The sequence below is a fragment of the Isoptericola sp. NPDC057559 genome, assembly GCF_042801555.1.
Classification (GTDB): Bacteria; Actinomycetota; Actinomycetes; order Actinomycetales; family Cellulomonadaceae; genus Isoptericola.
On the sequence record NZ_JBHVFQ010000002.1, the window covers coordinates 338,749 to 361,472 of the forward strand.

Annotated in this window: 24 protein-coding genes and 4 tRNA genes; 11 read left to right on the forward strand and 17 right to left on the reverse strand. The window is 73.5% G+C overall.

Annotated features, from left to right (window positions below):
• Positions 1-60: 60 nt before the first annotated feature.
• Positions 61-264 (reverse strand): DUF3073 domain-containing protein, encoded by a 204-nt coding sequence (locus ACFU5J_RS04520; protein ID WP_430574192.1) that lies wholly within the window; start codon positions 262-264, stop codon positions 61-63.
• 400 nt (positions 265-664) lie between these two features.
• Between ACFU5J_RS04520 and ACFU5J_RS04525 the strand changes: the two genes are divergently transcribed.
• The gene (locus ACFU5J_RS04525) at positions 665-871 is read left to right on the forward strand and encodes a BldC family transcriptional regulator (RefSeq protein WP_079575713.1); all 207 of its coding nucleotides are present in this window, start codon (positions 665-667) and stop codon (positions 869-871) included.
• Positions 872-903: 32 nt separating this feature from the next.
• Here the strand turns inward: ACFU5J_RS04525 and ACFU5J_RS04530 are convergent, their stop codons facing one another.
• The 5 genes from ACFU5J_RS04530 to ACFU5J_RS04550 all read right to left on the reverse strand — a co-directional run bounded on the left by ACFU5J_RS04530 (position 904) and on the right by ACFU5J_RS04550 (position 2,219).
• Positions 904-1,221, reverse strand: coding sequence for a DUF3618 domain-containing protein (locus ACFU5J_RS04530; RefSeq protein WP_430574193.1), 318 nt, complete (start codon positions 1,219-1,221; stop codon positions 904-906).
• Entirely contained in the window at positions 1,218-1,634 is a 417-nt protein-coding gene (locus tag ACFU5J_RS04535) for a phage holin family protein (RefSeq protein ID WP_430574194.1), read from the reverse strand. The genes ACFU5J_RS04530 and ACFU5J_RS04535 overlap by 4 nt, the downstream gene beginning before the upstream one ends.
• A 165-nt stretch (positions 1,635-1,799) precedes the next feature.
• Positions 1,800-1,875 (reverse strand) — tRNA-Phe (locus ACFU5J_RS04540).
• Between the two features lie 50 nt (positions 1,876-1,925).
• Positions 1,926-1,999 (reverse strand) — tRNA-Asp (locus ACFU5J_RS04545).
• A gap of 147 nt (positions 2,000-2,146) precedes the next feature.
• Positions 2,147-2,219 (reverse strand) — tRNA-Glu (locus ACFU5J_RS04550).
• A gap of 74 nt (positions 2,220-2,293) precedes the next feature.
• Here ACFU5J_RS04550 and ACFU5J_RS04555 point away from each other — a divergent pair.
• On the forward strand, positions 2,294-2,638 hold the full coding sequence (locus ACFU5J_RS04555; protein ID WP_430578027.1) for a metallopeptidase family protein: 345 nt from the start codon (positions 2,294-2,296) through the stop codon (positions 2,636-2,638).
• A gap of 74 nt (positions 2,639-2,712) precedes the next feature.
• Here ACFU5J_RS04555 and ACFU5J_RS04560 read toward each other — a convergent pair whose 3' ends face one another.
• The gene (locus tag ACFU5J_RS04560) at positions 2,713-3,933 is read right to left on the reverse strand and encodes a D-alanyl-D-alanine carboxypeptidase family protein (RefSeq protein WP_430577971.1); all 1,221 of its coding nucleotides are present in this window, start codon (positions 3,931-3,933) and stop codon (positions 2,713-2,715) included.
• Between the two features lie 239 nt (positions 3,934-4,172).
• On the opposite strand from ACFU5J_RS04560, the gene ACFU5J_RS04565 reads away from it, so the two are divergent.
• Positions 4,173-4,748, forward strand: coding sequence for an antibiotic biosynthesis monooxygenase (locus tag ACFU5J_RS04565; protein ID WP_430574196.1), 576 nt, complete (start codon positions 4,173-4,175; stop codon positions 4,746-4,748).
• Between the two features lie 25 nt (positions 4,749-4,773).
• On the opposite strand, the gene ACFU5J_RS04570 is transcribed toward ACFU5J_RS04565, so the two are convergent.
• Both ACFU5J_RS04570 and ACFU5J_RS04575 read right to left on the reverse strand, forming a co-directional pair.
• On the reverse strand, positions 4,774-5,532 hold the full coding sequence (locus ACFU5J_RS04570) for a glycerophosphodiester phosphodiesterase (RefSeq protein ID WP_430577972.1): 759 nt from the start codon (positions 5,530-5,532) through the stop codon (positions 4,774-4,776).
• A 27-nt stretch (positions 5,533-5,559) separates the two neighbouring features.
• Positions 5,560-5,632 (reverse strand) — tRNA-Lys (locus ACFU5J_RS04575).
• A 272-nt stretch (positions 5,633-5,904) separates the two neighbouring features.
• Here ACFU5J_RS04575 and ACFU5J_RS04580 point away from each other — a divergent pair.
• On the forward strand, positions 5,905-6,189 hold the full coding sequence (locus tag ACFU5J_RS04580) for an iron-sulfur cluster biosynthesis family protein (RefSeq protein ID WP_380245280.1): 285 nt from the start codon (positions 5,905-5,907) through the stop codon (positions 6,187-6,189).
• 203 nt (positions 6,190-6,392) lie between these two features.
• Complete coding sequence (locus ACFU5J_RS04585; protein ID WP_430577973.1) at positions 6,393-7,214, forward strand: DUF1206 domain-containing protein; 822 nt, start codon at positions 6,393-6,395, stop codon at positions 7,212-7,214.
• 3 nt (positions 7,215-7,217) lie between these two features.
• Here ACFU5J_RS04585 and ACFU5J_RS04590 read toward each other — a convergent pair whose 3' ends face one another.
• Entirely contained in the window at positions 7,218-7,964 is a 747-nt protein-coding gene (locus ACFU5J_RS04590; RefSeq protein WP_430577974.1) for a M50 family metallopeptidase, read from the reverse strand.
• A gap of 170 nt (positions 7,965-8,134) precedes the next feature.
• Between ACFU5J_RS04590 and ACFU5J_RS04595 the strand changes: the two genes are divergently transcribed.
• The 3 genes from ACFU5J_RS04595 to ACFU5J_RS04605 all read left to right on the forward strand — a co-directional run bounded on the left by ACFU5J_RS04595 (position 8,135) and on the right by ACFU5J_RS04605 (position 10,987).
• Positions 8,135-9,634 (forward strand): DEAD/DEAH box helicase, encoded by a 1,500-nt coding sequence (locus ACFU5J_RS04595; protein WP_430577975.1) that lies wholly within the window; start codon positions 8,135-8,137, stop codon positions 9,632-9,634.
• Between the two features lie 56 nt (positions 9,635-9,690).
• On the forward strand, positions 9,691-10,095 hold the full coding sequence (msrB, locus tag ACFU5J_RS04600) for a peptide-methionine (R)-S-oxide reductase MsrB (protein ID WP_430574201.1): 405 nt from the start codon (positions 9,691-9,693) through the stop codon (positions 10,093-10,095).
• A 103-nt stretch (positions 10,096-10,198) separates the two neighbouring features.
• Positions 10,199-10,987, forward strand: a complete 789-nt coding sequence (locus ACFU5J_RS04605) for a tyrosine-protein phosphatase (protein ID WP_430577976.1) — start codon at positions 10,199-10,201, stop codon at positions 10,985-10,987.
• An 82-nt stretch (positions 10,988-11,069) separates the two neighbouring features.
• Here ACFU5J_RS04605 and ACFU5J_RS04610 read toward each other — a convergent pair whose 3' ends face one another.
• The 4 genes from ACFU5J_RS04610 to ACFU5J_RS04625 all read right to left on the reverse strand — a co-directional run bounded on the left by ACFU5J_RS04610 (position 11,070) and on the right by ACFU5J_RS04625 (position 15,431).
• Positions 11,070-11,555, reverse strand: a complete 486-nt coding sequence (locus ACFU5J_RS04610; RefSeq protein WP_430577977.1) for a MarR family winged helix-turn-helix transcriptional regulator — start codon at positions 11,553-11,555, stop codon at positions 11,070-11,072.
• 113 nt (positions 11,556-11,668) lie between these two features.
• On the reverse strand, positions 11,669-13,303 hold the full coding sequence (locus ACFU5J_RS04615) for an MDR family MFS transporter (RefSeq protein ID WP_430574204.1): 1,635 nt from the start codon (positions 13,301-13,303) through the stop codon (positions 11,669-11,671).
• A complete protein-coding gene (locus ACFU5J_RS04620) occupies positions 13,300-13,776 on the reverse strand; it encodes a MarR family winged helix-turn-helix transcriptional regulator (protein WP_430574205.1) in 477 nt (158 codons plus the stop codon). Before ACFU5J_RS04620 ends, ACFU5J_RS04615 begins: the two co-directional genes overlap by 4 nt.
• A 218-nt stretch (positions 13,777-13,994) precedes the next feature.
• Entirely contained in the window at positions 13,995-15,431 is a 1,437-nt protein-coding gene (locus tag ACFU5J_RS04625) for a sugar porter family MFS transporter (protein WP_430577978.1), read from the reverse strand.
• Between the two features lie 157 nt (positions 15,432-15,588).
• Here ACFU5J_RS04625 and ACFU5J_RS04630 point away from each other — a divergent pair, with 157 nt between their 5' ends.
• The 3 genes from ACFU5J_RS04630 to ACFU5J_RS04640 all read left to right on the forward strand — a co-directional run bounded on the left by ACFU5J_RS04630 (position 15,589) and on the right by ACFU5J_RS04640 (position 18,084).
• Positions 15,589-16,188, forward strand: coding sequence for a hypothetical protein (locus ACFU5J_RS04630; protein ID WP_430575343.1), 600 nt, complete (start codon positions 15,589-15,591; stop codon positions 16,186-16,188).
• A gap of 268 nt (positions 16,189-16,456) precedes the next feature.
• Positions 16,457-17,077, forward strand: coding sequence for a DUF47 domain-containing protein (locus tag ACFU5J_RS04635; protein ID WP_430552112.1), 621 nt, complete (start codon positions 16,457-16,459; stop codon positions 17,075-17,077).
• A 2-nt stretch (positions 17,078-17,079) separates the two neighbouring features.
• Positions 17,080-18,084 (forward strand): anion permease, encoded by a 1,005-nt coding sequence (locus ACFU5J_RS04640; RefSeq protein WP_430574207.1) that lies wholly within the window; start codon positions 17,080-17,082, stop codon positions 18,082-18,084.
• Between the two features lie 33 nt (positions 18,085-18,117).
• On the opposite strand, the gene ACFU5J_RS04645 is transcribed toward ACFU5J_RS04640, so the two are convergent.
• The 3 genes from ACFU5J_RS04645 to mshD form a co-directional block, all read right to left on the reverse strand.
• Positions 18,118-19,089, reverse strand: coding sequence for an NUDIX domain-containing protein (locus ACFU5J_RS04645; protein ID WP_430574208.1), 972 nt, complete (start codon positions 19,087-19,089; stop codon positions 18,118-18,120).
• A 71-nt stretch (positions 19,090-19,160) separates the two neighbouring features.
• Positions 19,161-21,542: an RNA degradosome polyphosphate kinase gene (locus ACFU5J_RS04650; RefSeq protein ID WP_430574209.1), complete on the reverse strand. Its 2,382-nt coding sequence runs from the start codon at positions 21,540-21,542 to the stop codon at positions 19,161-19,163.
• 115 nt (positions 21,543-21,657) lie between these two features.
• Complete coding sequence (gene mshD, locus ACFU5J_RS04655; protein WP_430577979.1) at positions 21,658-22,647, reverse strand: mycothiol synthase; 990 nt, start codon at positions 22,645-22,647, stop codon at positions 21,658-21,660.
• Between the last annotated feature and the right edge of the window lie 77 nt (positions 22,648-22,724).

Below are 22,724 nucleotides of genomic sequence, written 5' to 3' on the forward strand. Positions count from 1 at the left end.
CCGGCCCTTCGTTTCGTGCGACGCAGATTCCCGTCGAGGCGGGAGCCTGACGCTGACGACTCAGCGCTCGTCGTTCCAGGCGTTGTATCGGTTGTCGTACTCGTCGTCGTCGGGGGAGGAACGGTCCTCCGTGGCGACATCCGTGCGACTTCCCTCGCTGCTCCTGAGCTCCTGCTCGAGCGCGTGGTAGTTCGTCTCGGGGCTGTAGTACTTCAGCTCGCGAGCGACCTTAGTCTGCTTTGCCTTCTGACGGCCGCGGCCCATGGCTGAGACCCCCTCAACGTAGGAGCGGGGCTTGCGCCGTCCGTGACGGCGGCCCCGTGCGTAAGTAGTCTGTTCAGATCCCAACGGTACATGCTCGCGCGCCATTCCCTCCACTCCGCGACACGTGCCGTTCGCATCAGTCGACGTCGGAGCGGGTGATCTCGCGCAGATGGTGTCTCAGGTCACGAGACCGATCGGTGCACCTTCCGGTCCGTCGCGGGGCGTCACGGCCTCCAGAACGGGACGGAACGCACATCTCGGGCCAGGACTGGACGATCCGGACGATTTCATCCAGCTCCCAAGTCGCCTCAATCCCGCTTTCTGCACACAATGGATGAGCGAGACCGTGTCCGCACACCGGGCGCCGCCCGGGCCGGTCGCGCACCAGGAGGTGCAGGGGATGTCGCTCCACGGAGACTCCGAGGTTCTGCTGACGCCTGCCGAGGTGGCCAGCCTCTTCCGCGTCGATCCGAAGACCGTGACCCGCTGGGCGAAGGCGGGGAAGCTCTCGTCGATCCGCACCCTCGGTGGGCACCGTCGCTACAAGGAGTCGGAGGTGCGCGCGCTGCTCGGCGCCGCCTCCGAGGAGGCGACGCCGGACAAGTAAGGACGGCCGGGGAGCCGGCCGGAGGGGACCGCTCAGCGGCGCCGGGCGCGGACGACGACGATCACGACCAGCGCCAGGCCCGCGGCGGCCGCCCCGAGCAGCACCTGCGCGTTGCGCCGACGGCGGGGCGCGCCGTCAGGAAGCCCGCCACCGGTCACGAACGCGCCGGCGTCGGACGCCGCCTGCTTGGTGGCCTTCGCGAGCTGGTTCGCCTGGTAGGCGGGGGACAGGCGGGTCGCGAGCTGGTCGAGGGTCTCGGTCAGCTCCGCGCGGGTGCGGGCGACCTCGTCCTCGAGCTCCCGGGTGGTGGGCGCCGGGGTCCTGTTCTCGGGCGTCGTGGACTCGGTCACCGGCGCACCCCCTTCTTCAGCGTCTCCACGTCTTCCTTCACGCGGTCGATCGTCTCGGGCCGGCGCGCGGCCTTCTTGAGCTGGCCGACGGCGATCGCCACGGCGATGCCCGCCACGAGCAGCATGGCGACGCCGACCGTCAGGGCCGAGAGCCACAGCGGCCACGCGGTGGCGAGGCCGGTGATCCCCGCCCAGATGAGGACGCCCACCGCGTACAGCACGATGACGAGGGCGGCCACGATGAGGCCGATCCCGATCCCGGACCGCTTGGCCTTCTCTGCCATCTCGGCCTTGGCGAGCGCCACCTCGGCGCGCACGAGCCGCGTGGCCTGTTCCGACAGCTGCTCCACGAGCCGCCCCATGGAGGGCGGCTGCTCGGCGGGCGGCGTGCGTCCGTCGTCCCAGTCCGTCATCGACTGCTCCGATCCTGCGTGAGGTGATCGTCCGTGCGGTCCCACTCAACCCGTCCCTGCTGGTCCAGGCAATTCGACCGGCCGGATCGAGGGGGGTGAGCCTTGCGGTTCCCGGCGTCCGCCGGAACGACGAAACCCCCGCGCCGTGGGGCGCGGGGGTTTCGGTGGTGGCTCCGACCGGCGTCGATCCGGTGACCTTTCGATTTTCAGTCGAACGCTCTACCAACTGAGCTACAGAGCCTGGACACGAACGCCCGGGCGCCGTTTCCGACGAACCGGGCGCATCATGCGCGACCCTGACGGGACTTGAACCCGCGACCTCCGCCGTGACAGGGCGGCGCGCTAACCAACTGCGCTACAGGGCCATGGCGAGGAGAAATCTCCGCGCCTGGAAGCTCGTTTCGAGCCGAGAAGAAGCGTACCCCATGGTCGGCGGGATCTTGAAATCGTCCGCTGACCAGCAAGAACGCCCTGTTTCGCGGGCTACCGGCGTGGCCGGTGTCCCGCTGACGTACCCCCAACGGGATTCGAACCCGTGCTACCGCCGTGAAAGGGCGGGGTCCTAGGCCGCTAGACGATGGGGGCTGGACCCGGCAAGCATACCCAGGCACCGGACCTGGGCCGCCCGCGCCGTGGGCGAGGATGGGACCGTGGTGGAGATGACGCGCGAGGAGTTCGAGGACGCGGTCCGGGACGGCCTCGACCAGGTGCCGGCCGACCTGGCGGCCATGATGGACAACGTGGTCGTCCTGGTCGAGGACGACGCCCCCGCCGACGACCCGGAGCTCCTGGGGCTGTACGAGGGCGTGCCGCTCACCGAGCGCGACCTGCACTGGGCCGCCGGATCGCTGCCGGACCGCATCACCGTCTACCGGAACCCCACCCTCGCCATCTGCGACACGCGCGAGGACGTGGTGGAGGAGGTCGCGATCACCGTGGTGCACGAGATCGCACACCACTTCGGGATCGACGACGAGCGGCTGCACGCCCTCGGCTGGGACTGAGCGGACACGACCGGACCCACGGCGCGCCGGGGCGCGCCGTGGGTCCGGTCGGTGTCCGCCCGTGGCAGGCCCGGTCAGAGGGGGCTGTACTCCCAGTGCCACGCCTCGGGCTTGCGGCCGTCGGCCTGGGCCCAGGCGGGGTTGTGCCAGCCGAACTTCCCGGCGTTCGCGACCAGCCACTGGTGCTGCGCGCTGGAGTACTCCTGCACTCCGCCGTTGAGGTCGACGGCGATGCCCCAGCCGTGGTCCGAGTACCCGGGCACCGCGGCGAAGTAGCCGCGGCTCGCCTTGACCGACACCTGCGACTCGTAGGAGCGGTAGGAGTCGCGGATCTCCAGGTGCGTGCCGAAGCGGGCCCGGTACGCGACGTCGAGCCGCTCGAGCTGCTCGGCGGCGTCGGCGCGGAGCGTCTCGCCCTTCGCGAACGACAGCTCGGCGAGGTCGGCGGACGGGATGCGCCCGTTCTCGTACCCGTCGGTGTCGTCCGCGTGCTTCTTGAGGGTGGGGGCCGCCTTGCGGGCCGACGCGGCCTGGGCGTGGAGGATCTCGGCGGGCGTCGCCGGCGCGGGCTCGATGCTGACGGCGCTCGCGTCGGTGTCGTCGAGCAGGTCGGTGAGCGCCTCCGTCGCCTCGGCGACGTCCGCCGCGTCCTTGTCGCGGACCTCGAGCGAGGTCCGCTCGCCGGCGCGCGACGCCGCCTCGGCGTCGGACCGGTCCGCGACGAGGGCGCGCAGGTGCTTCGCGCTCTTGGCCACGGAGCGGCGCTCGGCGCGGGGGACGCCCCGCGTGTCGGTCGTCAGCTGGTCGGCGCGGGTCAGTGCCGCCTGGGCGGCGGACAGCGCGTCGTCGCCGCCGGAGGGCGCCTTCGAGCGCTCGGGGGCCGCCTCGTCGGCGGCCTGGGACGCCGTGGTCGCGTCGACGGCGCCGGCCGTCGCGGCGGACGCCCCGGTCAGGGTGGGGTGCGTGATGGCCGCGGCGCCGCTGACGGGCTCGGTGCCGAAGGCGCCGGTGCCGATGCGGCCCACGGAGCTCGCCGCGGGCGTGGTCGACGCCGCGGTGCGGGTCTCGCCGGACGCCTGGGTCAGGCCGGTGGCCACGCCGGTGGACAGGGCCACGACGGCGAGCGCGACGGGCACGCCGGCGCGCACCGCCCGACGCCGCCTGTGGGGGGCGTCGGTGGTGGCGGTGCGTCGGGCGTTGTCGGCGCGTCGGGGACGGTCGGGGTGGTGGATGTCGCGGCGCCGGGGGTGCTGCGTGGGCGCGGGCGCGTCGTCCTGCAGGGCATGCTGGGTCACGTGGTGTGGTCCTTGGTTCGGGGCTCATCCCATCGTGGGGGCCGCCGTGGGGTGCCCCGGGCGATTTGGTTGACCAATCAACAGAAGTCCCGTGCGGACCGGGCGGACGCGATGTGAAGACCCGGACATCCCGGGGCGATCGGCACTCTGCCGTGGGAGCGATCCGGATGCTGGGACGGGGCGTCCCGCCCGGACGCCCGCCGCGCTCGTCGTCGGGCGGCACGCCTCAGGATGCTCCGATGAGCTCCGCACCCGTGACCGTCGCGGTCCACCGCGCCGTCAGCCCCGACCGTGTCCCCGAGGTCACCGCGTGGGTGCAGTCCGGCGTCCGCCTCGCCAACCGGTGGGACGGCTTCCTCGGCTCCGGCTGGATCCGCGCCTCCGAGGGCGCGGCCGACTGGATCATGCTCTACCGCTTCGCCGACGCGACGCGGCTCGACGCCTGGGAGGGGTCGGACGAGCGGCGTCGCTGGCTCGCCGCCGGGGAGGGGCTGGTCGAGGAGCGCCGGGTGGAGAAGCGGACCGGGATCGAAGGGTGGTTCGACCCGCCCGTGCGCCAGGACGAGCCCGCCGGCCCGCCGCTCCTCGCGGCCCCGCCGCGCTGGAAGCAGTCCGTGGCCATCTGGCTGGGCTTCTTCCCGGTCAACCTCGCGTTCACCGCGCTGATGGGCTGGCTCGTGCCGTCCTTCGCGGACCTGCACGTGGTGCCGCGGGTGCTCGTGTCGACCCTCGTGCTCACCCCGATCATGTCGCTCTGGGTGCTGCCGTGGGTCACCGGCCGGCTCACCGGCTGGCTGCACGCACCGCGCCGCTGAGCCGCACCGGGTGCGCGGCGGGGCGTCAGCGGGAGGTCGGGACCGCCGCCGCGTCGAGCCAGCCGCGCAGCGCAGCGGGGCGGTCGGTGATGATGCCGTCGACGCCGGCGTCCAGCAGCGCCTCCCACGTGGCCTCGTCGTTGGCGGTCCACCCGAAGACCTGGCGTCCGGCGGCGTGGGCGGCGGGTACGAGCGCCGGGTCCTCCGCGAGGAGCGCCGCGCCCGGGCTGACGGCCGCCGCGCCGAGCTCGTCGAGGAGCTCCGCCAGGTCGGCACGGGGGTGCTCGAGGAGCAGCGACCGGGGCACCTGCGGCGCGACGTCCCGCAGGGCGGCGACCGTCGTGGGGTCGAACCCCTGCACCATCAGGCGGCCCGTCAGCCCGGACCCGGCGACCACGCGCATCGTCACGGCCACGTCCTCGGCCGTCCAGGCGCCCTTGTACTCGCAGAGGACGTCGAGACCCGGCCGCGCCGCGACCAGGTCGAGCACCTCCGCCAGGGTCGGGATGCGCTGCCCGGCGAACTCGGGTCCGAACCAGGAGCCCGCGTCGAACGCCTGCAGCTCGGCCACGGTGTGGCCGCGCACCTCGCCGGCGCCGTCGGTCGTGGCGTCGACGGTGCCGTCGTGGATCACGACCGGGACGCCGTCGGCGCTGAGGTGCACGTCGATCTCGATCATCCGGGCCCCGGCGTCGTCCGCCGCGGCGAACGCAGCGAGCGTGTTCTGCGGGGCGTCGGCGGAGGCGCCGCGGTGGGCGACGACGACGAGGTCCTGGGCGGGCACGGTGCTCCTTCGGACGGTGCTGTCGGGTGGGCCCCGTGGGGATCGAACCCACAACCCGCGGATTAAAAGTCCGCTGCTCTGCCGATTGAGCTAGAGGCCCGCCGCCGTCCGCCCGAGGGTCGGTCGCCGGCTGCGGACAGCGTACGCGGGAGCGGCTCCGGGTCGTGCCGCCGGCCGTGCGGAGGTCGTGGCGGCGCCGCCCAGAAGGTCACGATCAGGTCACGGAGGGCAACCTATCCATCGCACGACGGGCCTGTCACGCCAGGTCTCACCCATCGGGAGATCTCGTCCCGATCGCGTCTCAGCGTTGCGCCGAGCACCCCGACCCTGTTTCGGTGGACGGGTTCGCCAGGACCGACGAGAGGAGCTCCCATGCTCACCGTGACCGACAACGCCCGTACCGCCGTCGAGGACCTCGCCCAGCAGGCGGGGGTGCCCGACGAGGGTGGCCTGCGGATCGCGCAGTCTGCCGGACAGCCCGGCAACTTCGAGCTCGCGCTCGTCCCCGCGCCGCAGCCCGACGACCAGGTGGTCGACGAGGAGGGCGGCACGCACGTCTTCGTCGAGGCGGAGGCCGCACCGGCCCTCGACACCCTCACGCTCGACACCGACCCGGCGGCTCAGGGCCCGGGATTCGTTCTCACGCCGCAGGCGTGACCCCGGGACGGGACCTCCGACCCGTCGGGTGACGGCGAGGCGACACCGTCCGACGACGACGGCCGGGCACGAGGGACGACCTCGTGCCCGGCCGTCGTGCGTCCGCGCCCGGTCGCCCTGGCCGGATGGCGCGCGGGCACCCCGGTGCGCCATGGTGTGACCCGCGCCGCGACCCCGTGCGGCGCGGAGGAAGGTGACCACCCGTGCCGTCGACCCCGTCCATGTCCCCCGCAGACGCCCCGCGGAGGGCGAACCGCAGCCCCGTCCTGCGAGGCCTCGCCCGCGGCGGCTACGTCGCCTCGGGGGTGCTGCACCTGCTGCTTGGCTGGCTCGCCGTCCGGCTCGCGCTCGGCTCGTCGGGCGGGAGCGCCGACCAGCAGGGGGCCCTGAAGGAGCTCGCGGCGGCGCCCGGCGGCGCCCTGCTCCTGTGGCTCACGGCGGCGGGCTTCGCCGCGCTCGCGCTGTGGCAGCTCACCGAGGCGCTGGTGGGCGTCCCCGGGGCCGACACGGCGAAGCAGGTCGGCTCGCGGGTCAAGGCCGGCGCCAAGGCGGTGCTCTACGGGGTGCTGGCGGGCACGGCGGTCGGCGTCGCGACCGGGGCGTCGGGCGGCGGGAGCTCCGAGGAGGGCATCACCGCGGACCTGCTGGCCGCCCCCGCAGGGCGCTGGCTCGTCGCGGCGGTCGGCGGCGTCGTCGTCGGCGTGGGCGTGTTCCACGTCGTGAAGGGGTGGCGCCGGACGTTCCTCGACGACCTGCGGGGGACCGGCGGCGGGGCGGTCGGTCAGGCCGTGGTGCGGCTGGGGCAGGTGGGCTACGCGGCCAAGGGCGTCGCCCTCGCCGTCGTCGGCGGGCTGTTCGTGGCGGCCGCCGTCACCGCGGACCCGCAGAAGGCGGGCGGCCTCGACGACGCGCTCCGGACCATCCGCGACCAGCCCTTCGGCACCGCGCTGCTGATCGTCACGGGCGTGGGGATCGCCGCCTACGGCGTGTACTCGTTCGCCCGTGCGCGGTACGCGCGGATGTGACGGTCAGGTCGCGGGCTCGACGATCCAGGTCGCGCCGAGCAGCAGGCAGCCCACGGTGACGAGCAGGAAGACCACCACCCACAGGATCCCGGTGGTGTGGGTGAGCGCCGCGAGCTGGTCGGCGTCCGACCGGCGGGCGCGGCCGCGGGTGCGCTGGGCCTGCAGCTCCAGGACCGGGCGCACGGAGCCGAGCAGCAGGAACCATGTCACGGCGTACGCGACGGCGGCCTGCGTGGCCGCGTCGAGCCACCACGAGACCGCGACGAGCGCGGCGCCGCTCACGAGGATCGACCAGAGCCCGAACCAGTTGCGGATCTTCAGCAGCAGGAGGGCGAGCAGCAGCACCAGCAGCCACAGCAGCCCGACGGCGTAGCCGTGCCGGAGCAGCCACGCGGCGCCCAGCCCGGTGAGGCCCGGCCCCACGTAGCCGGCGAACGCCGTGACGATCATGCCGAAGCCGCGGGGGCGCCCGGCGGAGACCGTCAGCCCCGACGTGTCGGAGTGCAGGCGGATCGCGTCCAGCCGCCGCCCGGTGACCATCGCGGCCACGGCGTGCGCGCCCTCGTGCGCGATCGTCACGACGTGCCGTGCCACCCGCCACACGGGGGTGACGAGCACGACGGCGAGCGCGACCAGCCCGGCCGACAGCACCACGGCCTGGGGCGGGGGCGGCACCGGCGTGGTGGCGGCCGTCCAGATCTGCGTCAGCACGTCGGTGACGCCGGCGAGGAAGTCGTCCACGCCGGTCATTCCACCACGCCCGGCTGGGCGACCGCCGAGGAGCCCACGGCGGGACGTGCGACAATGCTGGTGGTGGCTGCGCGTCCGCGCGCCCCGCGTCGTGGAGATCCCCCCGGATTGCGTGCGGCGGACCCCGACCCTCGACGTCTCCGACGTCCCAGCCCGAGAGGCCCTTCTTCTTGACTACCTTTGCCGACTTCGGCCTGCCCACCCCTGTCGTCCGTGAGCTCACGGAGCAGGGCATCACCACCCCGTTCCCCATCCAGACGGCGTCGCTGAACGACACGCTCGCCGGCACCGACGTGCTCGGCCGCGGCCGCACCGGGTCGGGCAAGACCCTGGCGTTCTCGCTGCCCGTCGTGACGCGGCTCGCGACGTCGGCCGCGCAGGCCGTGGCCGCCGGCCGCCCCCGTCGTCGTCCGGGGCGCCCGCGCGCCCTCGTGCTGTGCCCGACGCGTGAGCTCGCCAACCAGATCAACGCCACGATGGAGCCGCTGGCGAAGGCCCTCGGCCTCGTGACGACCACCGTCTTCGGCGGCGTCGCCCAGTCCCGTCAGGTGACCGCCCTGAACGCGGGCGTCGACGTCCTCATCGCCTGCCCCGGCCGGCTCGAGGACCTGCTCGGCCAGAAGCACCTCACCCTCGACGAGGTCGAGATCACCGTGCTCGACGAGGCGGACCACATGGCCGACCTGGGCTTCCTGCCCGGCGTGAAGCGGATCATGGACCGCACCCCGGTGCGCGGCCAGCGCCTGCTGTTCTCCGCGACGCTCGACAACGGCGTCGACGTGCTGGTCAAGCGCTACCTCAAGAACCCCGTGACGCACTCGGTCGACGAGGCCGCCGCCCCGCCGCCCCAGATGACCCACCACATCCTCGCCGTCGCGGACGCCGACGCGAAGAAGGACGTGGTGCACGCGCTCGCGTCGGGCACCGGCCGCCGCGTCCTGTTCACCCGGACGAAGCACCAGGCGAAGAAGCTCGCCAAGCAGCTCACCGGCGCGGGCGTGCCCGCCGTCGACCTGCACGGCAACCTCGGTCAGGGCGCGCGCGAGCGGAACCTCGCGGCGTTCTCGTCCGGCGACGTCAAGGTGCTGGTCGCCACCGACATCGCGGCGCGCGGGATCCACGTCGACGACGTCGAGCTCGTCGTGCACGTGGACCCGCCGGCGGAGCACAAGGCGTACCTGCACCGCTCCGGCCGGACGGCCCGCGCGGGCTCCGTCGGCGACGTCGTCACCGTGATGCTCCCCGAGCAGCGCGGCGACGTCCGCGACCTCACGCGCAAGGCGAAGATCACCGCCCGCCCGCAGCAGGTCGCGCCGGGCGACGCCACCGTCACCGCCCTCGTGGGCGAGGTCGCGCCGTACGTGGCGCCGCCCGCTCCGGCGGCGCCCGCGCCGCAGCGCCGCAAGGGCTCCGGCCGTCCCGCGCAGGGCGGCCAGGGCGGTCAGTCCCGCGGCGGACGCCCGCAGGGTGGCTCGGCCCAGGGCGGCCGGTCCCAGGCGGGTCAGGCGCAGGGTGGTCAGGCGCAGGGCGGGCGCGGCCAGCGCTCGCAGTCGCACGGTGCGTCGGGGGGCGCTCCGGCTGCCGTCCGAGCGGACGGCTCCGCTCCGGCCCGTCGCCGTCGTCGCGGCGGCCGCGGCCGGGGCCACGGCGGCTCCGCGCCGCAGGCCTGACGGCCCGGGCGGAACACCGACGGCACGGCCCGGGTTGACGACGACGGAGGTGTCAGATGACGTACGAAGTCACCAAGTCCGACGAGCAGTGGCAGGTGGAGCTCTCCCCCCAGGAGTTCGCCGTCCTGCGGCAGGCGGGCACCGAGCGGCCCTGGACCGGTGAGCTGCTCGACGAGAAGCGCGTCGGCGTGTACCGCTGTCGTGCCTGCGGCCACGAGCTCTTCCGCAGCGAGACCAAGTTCGACTCGCACTGCGGCTGGCCGTCGTTCTACACGCCGCTCGCCGGCGAGAGCGTGGAGCTGCTGGAGGACCGGTCGCACGGCATGGTCCGCACCGAGGTGCGCTGCGCGCGCTGCGGCTCGCACCTGGGGCACGTCTTCGACGACGCGCCGCAGACGCCCACCGGCGACCGGTTCTGCATGAACTCGCTGAGCCTGACGTTCGAGGCTGCCGAGGGCTGATCGTCCGGCCGCCGTGGGTGTGACCGCGGCCCGTCCTCGCGACGAGGACTGGTCGCGATCCCCGCCGCAGCGCACCTGGTGGGTCGGGTCTAGGGTCGAGCAGGTGACCGAGCCCGTGCCCGCCGCGACCCCGACCGACGCCGACCTCGGCCTCGACGCAGCGCTCGCCGCCGTCTCCGCCGCGTCGTCCGTCCCCGACCACCTGGTCAACCTGCGCGACGTCGCGACCGCCGCCCCGGGCCTCCGGCCCGGGGCGCTGCTGCGTTCCGACGCGCCGCGGTCCGGCGACCGCGCCCCCGAGGGCGTCGCCTGGCCCCCGCGCACCGTGCTCGACCTGCGCGACCCCGGGGAGAACGGGGAGGCGCACCCGCTGTCGTCCGTCGCGCGCGTCGTGCCCCTGCCGGTGCTGAACGGCACGGCGGTGGCGGCGTCCGGCGGGCCCGTGGTGGTCCCCGCCCTGGGCGACCTCTACGTGTCGATGCTCGACGAGCCCGGCGCCGGCCACCTGGTCGAGGCGGTGCGGCTGATCGCCACGGGCGACGAGCCCGTCCTCGTGCACTGCACGGCGGGCAAGGACCGCACGGGGGTCACGGTCGCGCTGGTGCTGGCGCTGCTCGACGTCGACCGGGAGGCGATCGTCGCGGACTACGAGCGCACCGGGCCCCACATGCGCGACGTGATGGTGCGCGCGGCGGTGACGGCCAACCTCGCGGTCCCGGACGCCCACCTGCTGGCGAAGCTGCCCCCGGAGCTCGTGACCGCCCCGGGGTGGGCCATCGAGGCGGTGCTGGGCCGGCTCGCCGAGCACGACGGCGGCGCGCAGGGCTGGTTCCTGGCGCACGGCGGCGACGCAGCCACGCTCGACGCGCTGCGTGCGCGGCTCGTCGTCTGACGGCGGCCGCGGGGACGAGAAACGGCGAGGACCCGGTCCGGGTCCTCGCCGTTCGTCTGCCCCGCCGCCGGCGGTGGCAGCGTCAGGAGCGTGCGTCCCGCCAGCGGACGAAGTCCTCCGAGTAGCGGTGCAGCAGCGTGGCGAGCTGTGAGACGTCGGCCTCGTCCCAGTCGCCGAACGCGTCCTTGTACATCTCGATGCGACGGTCGCGTGCACGGGCGAACCGCTGTGCGCCGTCGGCGGTCAGGGTGATGCGCTGGCCGCGGGTGTCCTCGGGGTCGACCTCGCGGTGCACGAGGCCGAGGTCCACGAGCCGGCTCAGCTGTCGAGAGACCGTGGCCCGCCCGACGCCGAAGTGGGCGGCGAGGTCGGAGCCACGGATCCCAGGATGGGAGTCGATGTGCGCGAGGATCGGGTACGCCGACGCCTCGAGCTCAGGATGCACCCGCCGGGCGGTCTGGGCCGCGGACGACTGGGCGCGACGGATCAGCACCCGGATCTCTCGTTCGAGAGCACCGAACGGGTCGGTGACCGGGTCTGGCGGTGACGGTGCGGCTACGTCGTGCATGCGCCCATCATGAGGCTTCGCCGAGGCAAACGGGAACGTCGCCACCGGGGGAAGTTGCGCCCGGACGGGGCCGCAGCGGGTGAAATCGGCCCCGTCCGGGTGTTTCGCAGGTGTCAGGCCCGCTCGGCGACGGGCGCCGCCGGCTCCGTGACGGCCTCGGGGGCGTCCTTCTCCTCGTCGAGCACCTGCTCGATGCCGGAGCGCTGGCCCAGCGGGATCTCCTTCATGAACAGCACGGCGATCAGCGAGATGACCGCCATCGGCACGGCGTACAGGAAGATCGTCGTGATGCCGTCCGAGTAGGCGCTCTCGACGACGGACTGCACCGGTACCGGCAGCGCGGCCAGGTCGGGCACCGCGCCCGAGCCGGCACCCATGGCGTCGGCAGGGATGCCGAGCTTCGCGAGACCGGTCACCAGGTCCGACTTGATGTGCGAGGCCATCACCGCGCCCAGGGCCGAGACGCCGATCGCGCCGCCGAGGGAGCGGAAGAACGCGACGCCGGAGGTGCCGGCGCCCATCTCGTGCACGTCGAGCGTGTTCTGCGTGGCCAGCACCAGGTTCTGCATCAGCGCGCCGACCGACAGGCCCAGGCCGAGCAGGAACACCGAGATGAGCACGAAGCTCGTGTCCACCTCGATGGTCGACAGGCCGTACAGGGAGGCGGTCAGCAGGACGGCGCCGCCCACCATGATCGCCTTGTACCGGCCGGTCTTGGAGATGATGCGGCCCAGGACGATGCCGGCGAGCATCGTGCCGACCACCATCGGGATGGTGAGCAGGCCGGACTCGGTGGGCGTCTTGCCGCGGGCCAGCTGGAAGTACTGGCTGAGGAACACGGCGGTGCCGAACATGGCGACGCCGACGGAGGCGGACGCGATCACGGCGAGCACGAACGTGCGGTTCTTGAACAGGTGCAGCGGGATGATCGGCTCCGCCGCGGCGCGCTCCACGAAGCCGGCGGCGACGAGCGCCACGACGGCGCCGCCGACCATGGCGGCGGTCTGCCAGGAGGCCCACTCGAACTGGTCGCCCGCGAAGGTGACCCACAGCAGCAGCAGCGCGACGGCGACGGCGATGAGCACGGCGCCCGCGTAGTCGATCTTCACGGCGCGCTGGTCGCGCGTGGGCAGGTGCAGCGTCTTCTGCAGGACGACGAAGGCCACGATGGCGAACGGGACGGCGACGAAGAAGCACCAGCGCCAGCCGAACGAGTCGGTGAGCACGCCGCCGAGCAGCGGGCCGCCGATCTGGCCGACCGCCATGACGCCACCCATGAGGCCCATGTACTTGCCGCGCTCGCGCGGGCTGATGATGTCGGCCATGAGGACCGTCGCGAGGGCGGTGAGGCCGCCGGCGCCGATGCCCTGCAGGGCGCGGAAGCCGATGAGCATCTCGATGTTCTGCGAGAAGCCGGCCGCGGCGGCCGAGACGACCGTGATCGCCAGGGCGATCTGCATGAGGCTCTTGCGGTTCGTGAGGTCGGCGAGCTTGCCCCACAGGGGGGTCGAGATCGTCATCGTCAGCAGCATGGCCGTGACGACCCACGTGTAGGAGTGCTGGGAGCCGCCGAGCTCGCTCACGATCTTGGGCAGCGACGTCGAGACGATCGTCGACCCGAGGAGGGACACGAAGACGCCGAGGAGGATGCCCGAGAGGGCCTCGAGCACCTCGCGGCGGCTCATCGCGGGGGCCGGCGGGGCGGACAGGTCCGGCGCTGCGGGCACCGGGCTGGGGGACTGACTCATCGGGCGGGGATCTCCTCCTGCGCCTGGGCGCGGTCGTGGGTCGTGGTGAGGGCGGCCGCGACGCTGCGGATCCGGGAGGTGGCCTCGGCGAGGTCTTCGTCCGACCAGTCGGAGAAGGCCTCGGAGACGAGGTCGTCGATGCGGCGGAAGGACGCCTCCGCGAACTCGCGGCCGGCGTCCGTCAGGGCGAGGTAGCGCACGCGCCGGTCGTCGTCGTCCACCGTGCGGAGGACGAGGCCGGCGTCGACGAGGGCGCTGACCTGGCGGCTCGCGACGGAGACGTCGACGCGGAGCTTGGCGGCGACGTCGGTGAGCTGGACGCGCCCGCACCGCGTGAGCATGTGCAGCGCGCCGAGCCCGGCGCGGGGGAGGTCCAGGTCGCGCGCCACGCGCATGGCGGCCTCGCGCTGGGCGCGGGAGAGCTCTTCGAGCGTCTCCACGAGCTCGCGGGCCGCGGTGCGGGCAACAGGCATGGCAGGGCCTTTGTGAGAGGAACGAGGGGTGCTCGGGGCCGAGGGGCCGGAGCGGTGCGGCCCGACGGGCCGACTGATTGCAGAGTGCAAACATACGCGCAGTGCTTGCAGCAAGCAAGTGTCCAGGTCGGAGCGTCGGAGCCGGGGGGCGACGACGGCCCGCCGCGTCCGGGGGGACGCGACGGGCCGCCGTCGGTGTCGTGCCGTCAGGCCTGGGCTCAGGCGCGCTTGTACGCCTCGCCCGCCATGTCCTCGAGCTCGACGCCCTTCGTCTCGGGGATCTTGCCCAGGACGAAGAAGAACGACAGCACCGCGAAGACGGCGTACATCAGATAGGGGATCGACGGCCCGAACGACGCGAGCATCGGCGGGAACGTCAGCGTGATCGCGAAGTTCGCGATCCAGTTCGCTGCCGCGCCCACGCCCAGCGCGGCGGCGCGGATGCGGTTGGGGAACATCTCGCCCAGCAGGACCCACATCAGCGGGCCCCAGGTGGCGCCGAAGAACACGACGAACGCGTTCGCCGCCACCAGCGCCATGCCGTTCCAGGGGGCCCCGAGGGTGAGGGAGTCGCCGCTGCCGGTCGACTGCGTGAACGCCAGCGCCATCAGGCCCAGCGACACCGCCATGCCCGCCGAGCCGATGAGGAGCAGCGGGCGCCGCCCCACCTTGTCGATGAGGGCGATGGCGATGAACGTGACCGCGACGTTGGTCACCGACGTGATCGTCGAGACCAGGAAGGCCTGCGACTCGTCGAAGCCCACTGACTGCCACAGCGTCGTCGAGTAGTAGAAGATCACGTTGATCCCGACGAACTGCTGGAAGATCGCCATGACGATGCCGACCCAGACGATCGGCTTCAGCCCGAAACGGTCGCCCTTGAGGGAGCCGAGCTCCGCGTTCTTCTCGTCGGTGGCGATCGACCGGCGGATCTCCGAGATCCGGTCGTCGGGATGCTCGTCCGGGCCGAGCACCGACGCGAGGACCGCACGTGCCTCGTCGTCCCGGTCCTTCGTCACCAGATAGCGTGGCGACTCCGGCATCCGCATCGCGAGGATCCCGTACACCGCCGCGGGGACGACCGCGACGAGGAACATCCAGCGCCACGCCTCCCAGCCGAACCACAGCTCGTTCGCCGCGCTGCCCGCCGCCGTCGCCAGGATCTGGTCCGACAGGAGGGCCGCGAAGATACCGACCGTGATCGCGAGCTGCTGCAGCGAGCCGAGGCGCCCGCGCATGACGGCCGGCGCGATCTCCGCGATGTACGCGGGCGCGATCACCGAGGCGATGCCGATGCCGACGCCGGCCATGAAGCGCCAGACCGCCAGGTCCCACGCGCTCCACGCGATCGCCGACAGGATCGACGACACGAAGAACAGCACGGCGCCCAGCACCATGACGTGCGTGCGGCCCCACCGGTCGGCCAGCTTGCCGCCCGACCAGGCGCCCAGCGCGCAGCCGAGCAGGGCGATCGCCACGACCAGGCCCGTCACGGTGGAGTTGAGGTCGAACTGCCCCTGGATCGCGTCGACGGCGCCGTTGATCACCGACGAGTCGAAGCCGAAGAGGAAGCCACCGACGGCCGCCGCGAAGGCGAGTGCCGTGGCCTTGCGATGGGCGCTGTGCGCCGCGGAACCAGGTGCTGGGCTCGTCATGATCGTCCTCGGTTCGCTCGGCAGAACTTTCTCTCGATGCTAGGTCGGGGTCGCTCTGTCGGCGCGCTGAGCAGGTGGGACGCGACCCCGGCCGGCGCGGGGTGAGACTGGACCGGTGAACGACGCACCCGAGCCGCGCAGGCACCGCCGACCCGCCATGCTCGACCCCCAGACCGCGGAGCAGATCCCGGGCGACCTCGACCCGGCGCTGCGGGACGAGGTCGCCCACACCACCGCCCGCGCCGTCGTGCACCGGGCGCGCGCCGCCGAGGACCCGGTCGTCGTGGACCGCCTCGTGCGCCTCGTCGAGCGGGAGGGGCTCGACGTCGTCGCCGCCCTGTGGTCCGAGGCGGCGCCCGCGTCCCTGCCCGGCGCGCTGTGGCGGCTGTACGTGCTGCGCGAGTGGGTGCGTCGTGACCCGCGCACCGTCGGGCTGCGCTACCGGCTGGGCGTCGACGTGGCGCCCGTGCACGAGGTCGTGGCGGGAGTGCCGCGCCCGCCCGCGCCCGACGACCTGCGGGCGCTCGCGGACGACGTCCTGTCGGGCGTCTTCGCCGGCGACCTGGCCGTGGCGCTCGAACGCGCCGCCTCGTTCTGCCGGATCCTCGCGACGGGCGCGGCCTTCGACGCCGACGCGCGCGAGGTGGCCGACCCGGACGGCGCCACGCGGATGACCCGAGGGGCCGCCGACCTCGTGCGGACCGCGGAGGAGCTGGAGCGGGCCGCGTCGTCCTGGCGGGCGGGCACGCTCGGCTGATCCTTCGGGGTGTGACCTGCGTGTTCGGAGCGCGGGGACGGCGGGGCTTACGATGTTCGCGCGACGTCGGGCCGCGGTAGCCCCGGGCTCCATCTTCAGCCGCTTCGAGCGGCCACGCGCCGAGAGGCGCTCCCGGTCCGGCGTCGCACCTCACCCGAGCTTCCTGCAGCCAGTAGGTGGAATCGTTCAGCGCGCGTTCAACTGGTCGCGCCAGGATGGCCACCTCTAGTCTGTGAGAGTCTCAGCGTCCTCGATCCGGGAGCCACACGTGCGCCTGCGCCTGACACCGCGCGACACGACCTATTTCGACATGCTGGCGACGCTCGCGCAGCACAACGTCACGGGGGCCTCGCTCCTGGCGGAGCTGCTCGGGGCGTCACGGCAGGAGCGGGAAGGGATCGTCCGTCGGCTCAACGAGGCCGAGCACATCGCCGACGACGCCACGCACTCGATCATGCGACGGCTGAACCAGACGTTCGTCACCCCGTTCGACCGGGACGACATCTACGGCCTGGCGTCCGCGCTCGACGACTGCATGGACGCCATGGAGGAGGCCGGCGACCTCATCGTCCTGTACAAGGTCGACGAGCTGCCGCTGCGCGTGTCGGAGCAGGTGCAGGTGCTGCAGCGCTGCGCCGAGCTCACCGCCGAGGCCATGCCCCGCCTGCGCTCCATGGACCAGCTCTCCGACTACTGGGTCGAGATCAACCGGCTGGAGAACCAGGGCGACAAGCTGCACCGCGAGCTCATCGCACAGCTCTTCGACGACACCACCGACCCGGTGCTGCTCATCAAGCTCAAGGAGATCGTCGACATGCTCGAGGAGGGCGCCGACGCCTTCGAGCGGGTCGCGAACATGGTCGAGACCATCGCCCTCAAGGAGTCCTGACCGTGGAGGTGGCGCTGGTCGTCCTCGTCGTCGCGCTCGCGCTCGGCTTCGACTACACCAACGGCTTCCATGACGCGGCCAACGCGATCGCCACCTCGGTCTCGACCCGCGCGCTCACGCCGCGCGTCGCCCTGCTCATGGCCGCGGTCATGAACTTCGTCGGCGCGCTGCTGGGCACCGAGGTCGCCGAGACCATCGCGACGTCGATCGTCGACCTGCAGGACGCCAGCAACCACACGGCCCTCACCGTGGTCCTGTGCGCGCTCGTGGGCGCCATCGTGTGGAACCTCATCACCTGGTGGTTCGGGCTGCCCTCGTCGTCCACGCACTCGCTCATCGGCGGCCTCGTGGGCGCCGGGCTCGCGGCGGGCCTGCCGATCTACGGGCAGGCGATCGTCGACAAGGTCGTGCTGCCGATGGTCTTCTCGCCCCTCATCGGCTTCGTCGGCGCCTACTTCGTCATGGTCGCGGTGCTGTGGATCTTCCGGAACGCGGCCCCGTCGCGCGTCACCCGCCGGTTCCGCCTGGCGCAGACCGCGTCGGCAGCCGCGATGGCCCTCGGCCACGGCCTGCAGGACGCGCAGAAGACCATGGGCGTCATCTTCATGGCGCTGCTCACGGTCGGCTGGGCGGACCCCGACGGGGGCATCCCGCTGTGGGTCAAGCTCGCCGCGGCCACCGCGATCTCGCTCGGCACGGCGTCCGGCGGCTGGCGCATCATGCGCACGCTCGGCCGGCGCATCATCGAGCTCGACCCGGCCCGCGGCTTCGTCGCCGAGTCCGTGTCGGCCCTGGTGCTGTACGCCAACGCGTTCATCCTGCACGCCCCCGTCTCGACGACGCACACGATCACCTCGGCGATCATGGGCGTCGGCGCCACGCGCCGGCTGTCCGCGGTGCGCTGGGGCGTGGCCAAGAACATCGGCGTCGCCTGGGTGCTCACCATCCCCGCCGCCGCCCTCGTCGCGGCACTGACGACCCTGCTGCTGCACCCCGTGCTCGGCTGACGCCGGGCGACCGGCCGGCCGGTCGCCCGGTCGTCAGTACACGGGGGGCGTGACCTTCTCGACGGCGACGACGCGCGGCCCCTTGCCGGTGACGGCGACGTGCGCCACGAGCAGGTCGCCGGGCTCCAGGAACGGGTCGCGGGAGGGCAGCACGTTCGCCACGGCGCGGCGCGAGTGCTGGCCGAGCACGTCCAGCACCGTCGGCAGCACCGGCCGGTGCGTGCACAGCACCGACGACCGGCCGGACTCCAGCAGGTCGCGCACGGTCGCCGCGACGCGGGCCGGGGACCGCTCGTGCTCCGCCTCGCCGAGCTGCTCGCTCAGCTCCGGCCGGGCGTGCGACCCGCGGACGTAGGGCTCGATCGTCGCCGCGCAGCGCTCCCAGCGGCTCGAGACCACCGACGTCACCCCGTACGCCGCGAGCACCGGCACGAGCGCGGCGCCCTGGGCGTGGCCGGTCGGGGTCAGCGGGCGGTCCTGCTCGGGGCCGTGCCAGCCCCCGCGCGCCAGCGCCTTGCCGTGCCGCACGATGACGACGGCGTGGGTGGCGAGCCGGCCCTGCGCGTGCGCCTGGACGAGCGCCTCGAGCGGGCCGCGGTCGGCCTCGCGGGTCAGCCGTGCCGCCGCCGCGTCGACGTCGAGCCACGCCTTGCGGTCCACCTCGTCCCGCGTCGGCGGCTGCACCGGGTAGCGGGCCGTCAGCGCCGCCCCGTCGTCGGCGCGCGACGCCCGCCGGGCCGCCCAGTAGTGCACCCGCTTCACCCGGCCCTCGGGGGTCAGGTACTGCAGGCCTGGCAGCGGCACCCCGAGCACCACCGGCTTTCCCGTCTCCTCCGCGACCTCGCGCGCCGCGGCGGTGTTGAGCGCCTCGCCCGGCTCGAGCTTGCCCTTGGGCCACGACCAGTCGTCGTAGCGGGGCCGGTGCACGAGCTGCACCTGCAGCCGCCCCTCCCGCTCGCGCCACACGAGGGCGCCCGCCGACTCGATGACGGGAGCGTGCTCCACCGACGTGGCCCCCAGCCTGTTCACGAGCGGCGACGCCGCCACGCCCGCCGACCGGCGCACCCCCGCCGCCCTCACCGGGTCCTCTCGGGCCGGCGACGGTGGCGGTCGACGAGGCTCGCCTGCAGGTCCTCCAGCGGCTCGCCGTCGGGGCCGACGCTGTGCCGCACCCAGGTGTCGTCGGGCTGCAGGTGCCACGTCGACGTGAGGTCCGACATCGAGCGGTCCATGAGCTCCAGCAGCTCCGCGACCTGGCCCTCGTCCGTGATCCGCACCAGCGCCTCGACGCGGCGGTCGAGGTTGCGGTGCATGAGGTCCGCCGAGCCGATGTACACCTCGGGGCCGGACTCCGGGCCCTCGCCGATCGCCGGGCCCGCGGAGTTCGCGAACGCGTAGATGCGCGAGTGCTCCAGGAAGCGGCCCAGGATCGACCGGACGCGGACGTTCTCGCTCAGGCCCGGCACGCCGGGACGCAGCGCGCAGATGCCGCGCACCACCAGGTCGACGTGCACGCCGGCCTGCGAGGCGCGGTAGAGCGCGTCGATCGTCGCCTCGTCCACCGCGGAGTTCACCTTGATCCGCACCCACGCCTCGTGCCCGGCGCGGGCGGACGCCGCCTCGCGCTCGATGCGCTCGATGAGGCCGGAGCGCACCGTGCGCGGTGCCACCAGCAGCCGGTGGAAGCGCGACTGCGGCGCGTACCCGGAGAGCTGGTTGAACAGGCGCGTGAGGTCCTGGCCGACGTCGCGGTCGCACGTGAGCAGGCCGTGGTCCGTGTACATCCGGGCCGTCTTCGGGTGGTAGTTGCCCGTGCCGATGTGGCAGTAGCGCCGCAGCCCGTCGGCCTCCTGGCGCACGACGAGGGACAGCTTGCTGTGCGTCTTGAGGCCGACGATCCCGTACACCACGTGCACGCCCGCCTCCTCGAGCTTGCGCGCCCAGGAGATGTTGGCCTGCTCGTCGAACCGCGCCTTGATCTCGACCAGCGCCAGCACCTGCTTGCCCGCCTCGGCGGCGTCGATCAGGGCGTCGACGATGGGGGAGTCGCCCGACGTGCGGTACAGCGTCTGCTTGATCGCCAGCACCGCCGGGTCGGCCGCGGCCTGCTCGAGGAACGTCTGCACGGACGTGGAGAACGAGTCGTACGGGTGGTGCAGCAGGACGTCTCGCTCGCGGATCGCGGCGAAGACGTCCCGCGGCGTCGCGGACTCCACCTCAGCGAGCTGACGGTGCGTCGTGGGGACGAACGGCGGGTAGTGCAGCGACGAGCGCTCGATGTCGGCGATGACGTTGAGGCCGGTGAGGTCGAGCGGCGCGGGCAGCTCGTACACCTCCTCGTCCGCCACCCCGAGCTCGCGGACCAGCAGCTCGCGGATGCGCGGCGAGATCCCGAGCGCCAGCTCCAGCCGCACGGGCGGACCGAACCGGCGGCGCAGCAGCTCCTTCTCCATCGCCTGCAGGAGGTTCTCGGCGTCGTCCTCCTCGACCTCCACGTCCTCGTTGCGCGTGACGCGGAACGTGTGGCTCTCGCGCACCTCCATCCCCGGGAAGAGGTGGTCGAGGTGCTGGGCGATGACCTCCTCCAGCGGCACGAACGACGTCTGCGTGCCGCCGCCCTGGGTGGGCGTCGGCGCGGACGGGCGCCCGCGGTCGTCGACGGCGATGAAGCGCGGCAGGAGCGGCGGCACCTTGACCCGCGCGAAGTGCTCCTTGCCCGTCAGCGGGTTCGCGACGACGACGGCCAGGTTGAGCGACAGCCCCGAGATGTAGGGGAACGGGTGCGCCGGGTCCACCGCCAGCGGCGTCAGCACCGGGAAGATCTGCTTGCGGAAGAACTTGTGCAGGCGCTCCTGCTCGCGCACCTCCAGCTCGTCCCAGTGCACGATCGTGATGCCCTCGGCGTCGAGCGCGGGCTGCACGTCGGAACGAAACACCTCCGCGTGCCGCTCCATCAGCTGGTGGGACGCGTCGCCGATGGCCTCCAGCACCTGGCGGGGGCTCATGCCCGACGCCGCGGTGACCGCGATACCGGTGGCGATGCGGCGCTTCAGGCCCGCCACCCGCACCATGAAGAACTCGTCCAGGTTGGACGCGAAGATCGCGAGGAACCGTGCGCGCTCCAGCAGCGGCAGCGCCGTGTCCTCCGCGAGCTCCAGCACCCGCTCGTTGAACGCCAGCCAGCTCAGCTCGCGCTCGGCGAACCGGTCGTCGGGCAGGGGCTCGACCGCCGTCGCCCGGGCGGCGCCGTCGGCCTCGGGCTCCTCCGCGATGTGCTCGGCGATGTGGGCGGCGAGCTGCGGGTCCATCGGGCGCGACGGCGCGACGGCGGTGGCCCGCGGGCGGCTGTCCGTCACCTCGGCGGCCGCGACGGCGGCGTCCGACGAGGTGGGGGAGTACCGGCCCCGACCGTCGCGGGTCCGGGGCGGTCGGGGGCGCGACGCTGTCATGCCCCCCATCCTGACACCGTGGAGTGAACGGCGGGTGTCCAGCGGGTGCCGCAGGGACCGGGCGTCCGCATCGTGGCTGCTCGGGGAAGGTCCGGCGTGCCGGGCGCCGGGCCGGGCGGGTGGGCTACGCCGCGTCCGGGGCGGCGGGGCGCGCGTACTGGACGTCCGCCGCCGCCCGCTCGAAGCCCGCTCCCGCGTACGTGGCCAGCGCGGCCGCGTTGTCGCCGTCCACGTACAGCACGGCGCGGTCGCAGCCGACGCGGGCCAGGTGACGCAGCCCGACGGCGGTGAGCGCGCGGCCCAGGCCACGGCCCTGCGCGTCGGGGGAGACGCCGACGGCATAGATCTCGCCGGTGCGGCCCTCGCCCGTGCCGCCTCCGTCGTCGAGCGGGCCGGTCTCCACCTTGGTCCACAGGAACCCGAGCGGGGCGGCGTCGGGCGCGCCAGCGTCCTCGACGAGGAAGAAGCCCTCGGGGTCGAACCACGGCTCGCGCTGCCGGTCGTGCAGGTCGTCGACGGTGAGTCGTCCCTGCTCGGGGTGGTCCGCGAAGGCGCGCGCGTTCAGGCGCACCCACGCCTCGTCGTCGGCCCCCGGGCGCACCGTGCGCCACGTGAGTCCCGGCAGGTCGGGCAGGTCGCGGGCGGCGTCCTCGGGGCCGAGCGTGCGGGCCAGCACCAGCAGCTCACGGGCGACCTCGTAGCCGCGCGCGGCCGCGAGCCCCCGCGCCGCCGGGAGGTCCCCGTGCGCCCACACGCGCAGCGGCTTGCCGCGCTGGCCCGGCGCGCCCGAGAACATCGGCAGGCGCGCGTCGCGCTCCGCCGTGCGCAGCAGCACGCTGCCCACGCCCGCGCGGCGGTGGTCCGGGTGCACGACCAGCTCCGCGCTCGCGTCGTCGCCGCCGCGGTCGACCTGGGCGTAGCCGACCGTCGCGCCGTCGCCGTCCTGCGCGACGACGTGGGTCAGCCAGTCCGCGTCGGTGCCCAGCCGCAGCAGCGGCTGCTCCGACAGCGGCGCGACGCCGTCGTGCTGCTCCGCCGCCGTGGCGAGCGCGCGCACGGCGTCCTGCGCGGCGGGGTCGAGGGGGCCGAAGGAGAGCGAGGGCGTCAGGGGCACGGGCCCATTGTCGCCGAGGTTCGCCGGGTCGGTCCCGTCGGGGGCGGGGATCGGGGGGCGAGGATCGGAGTCGGGGA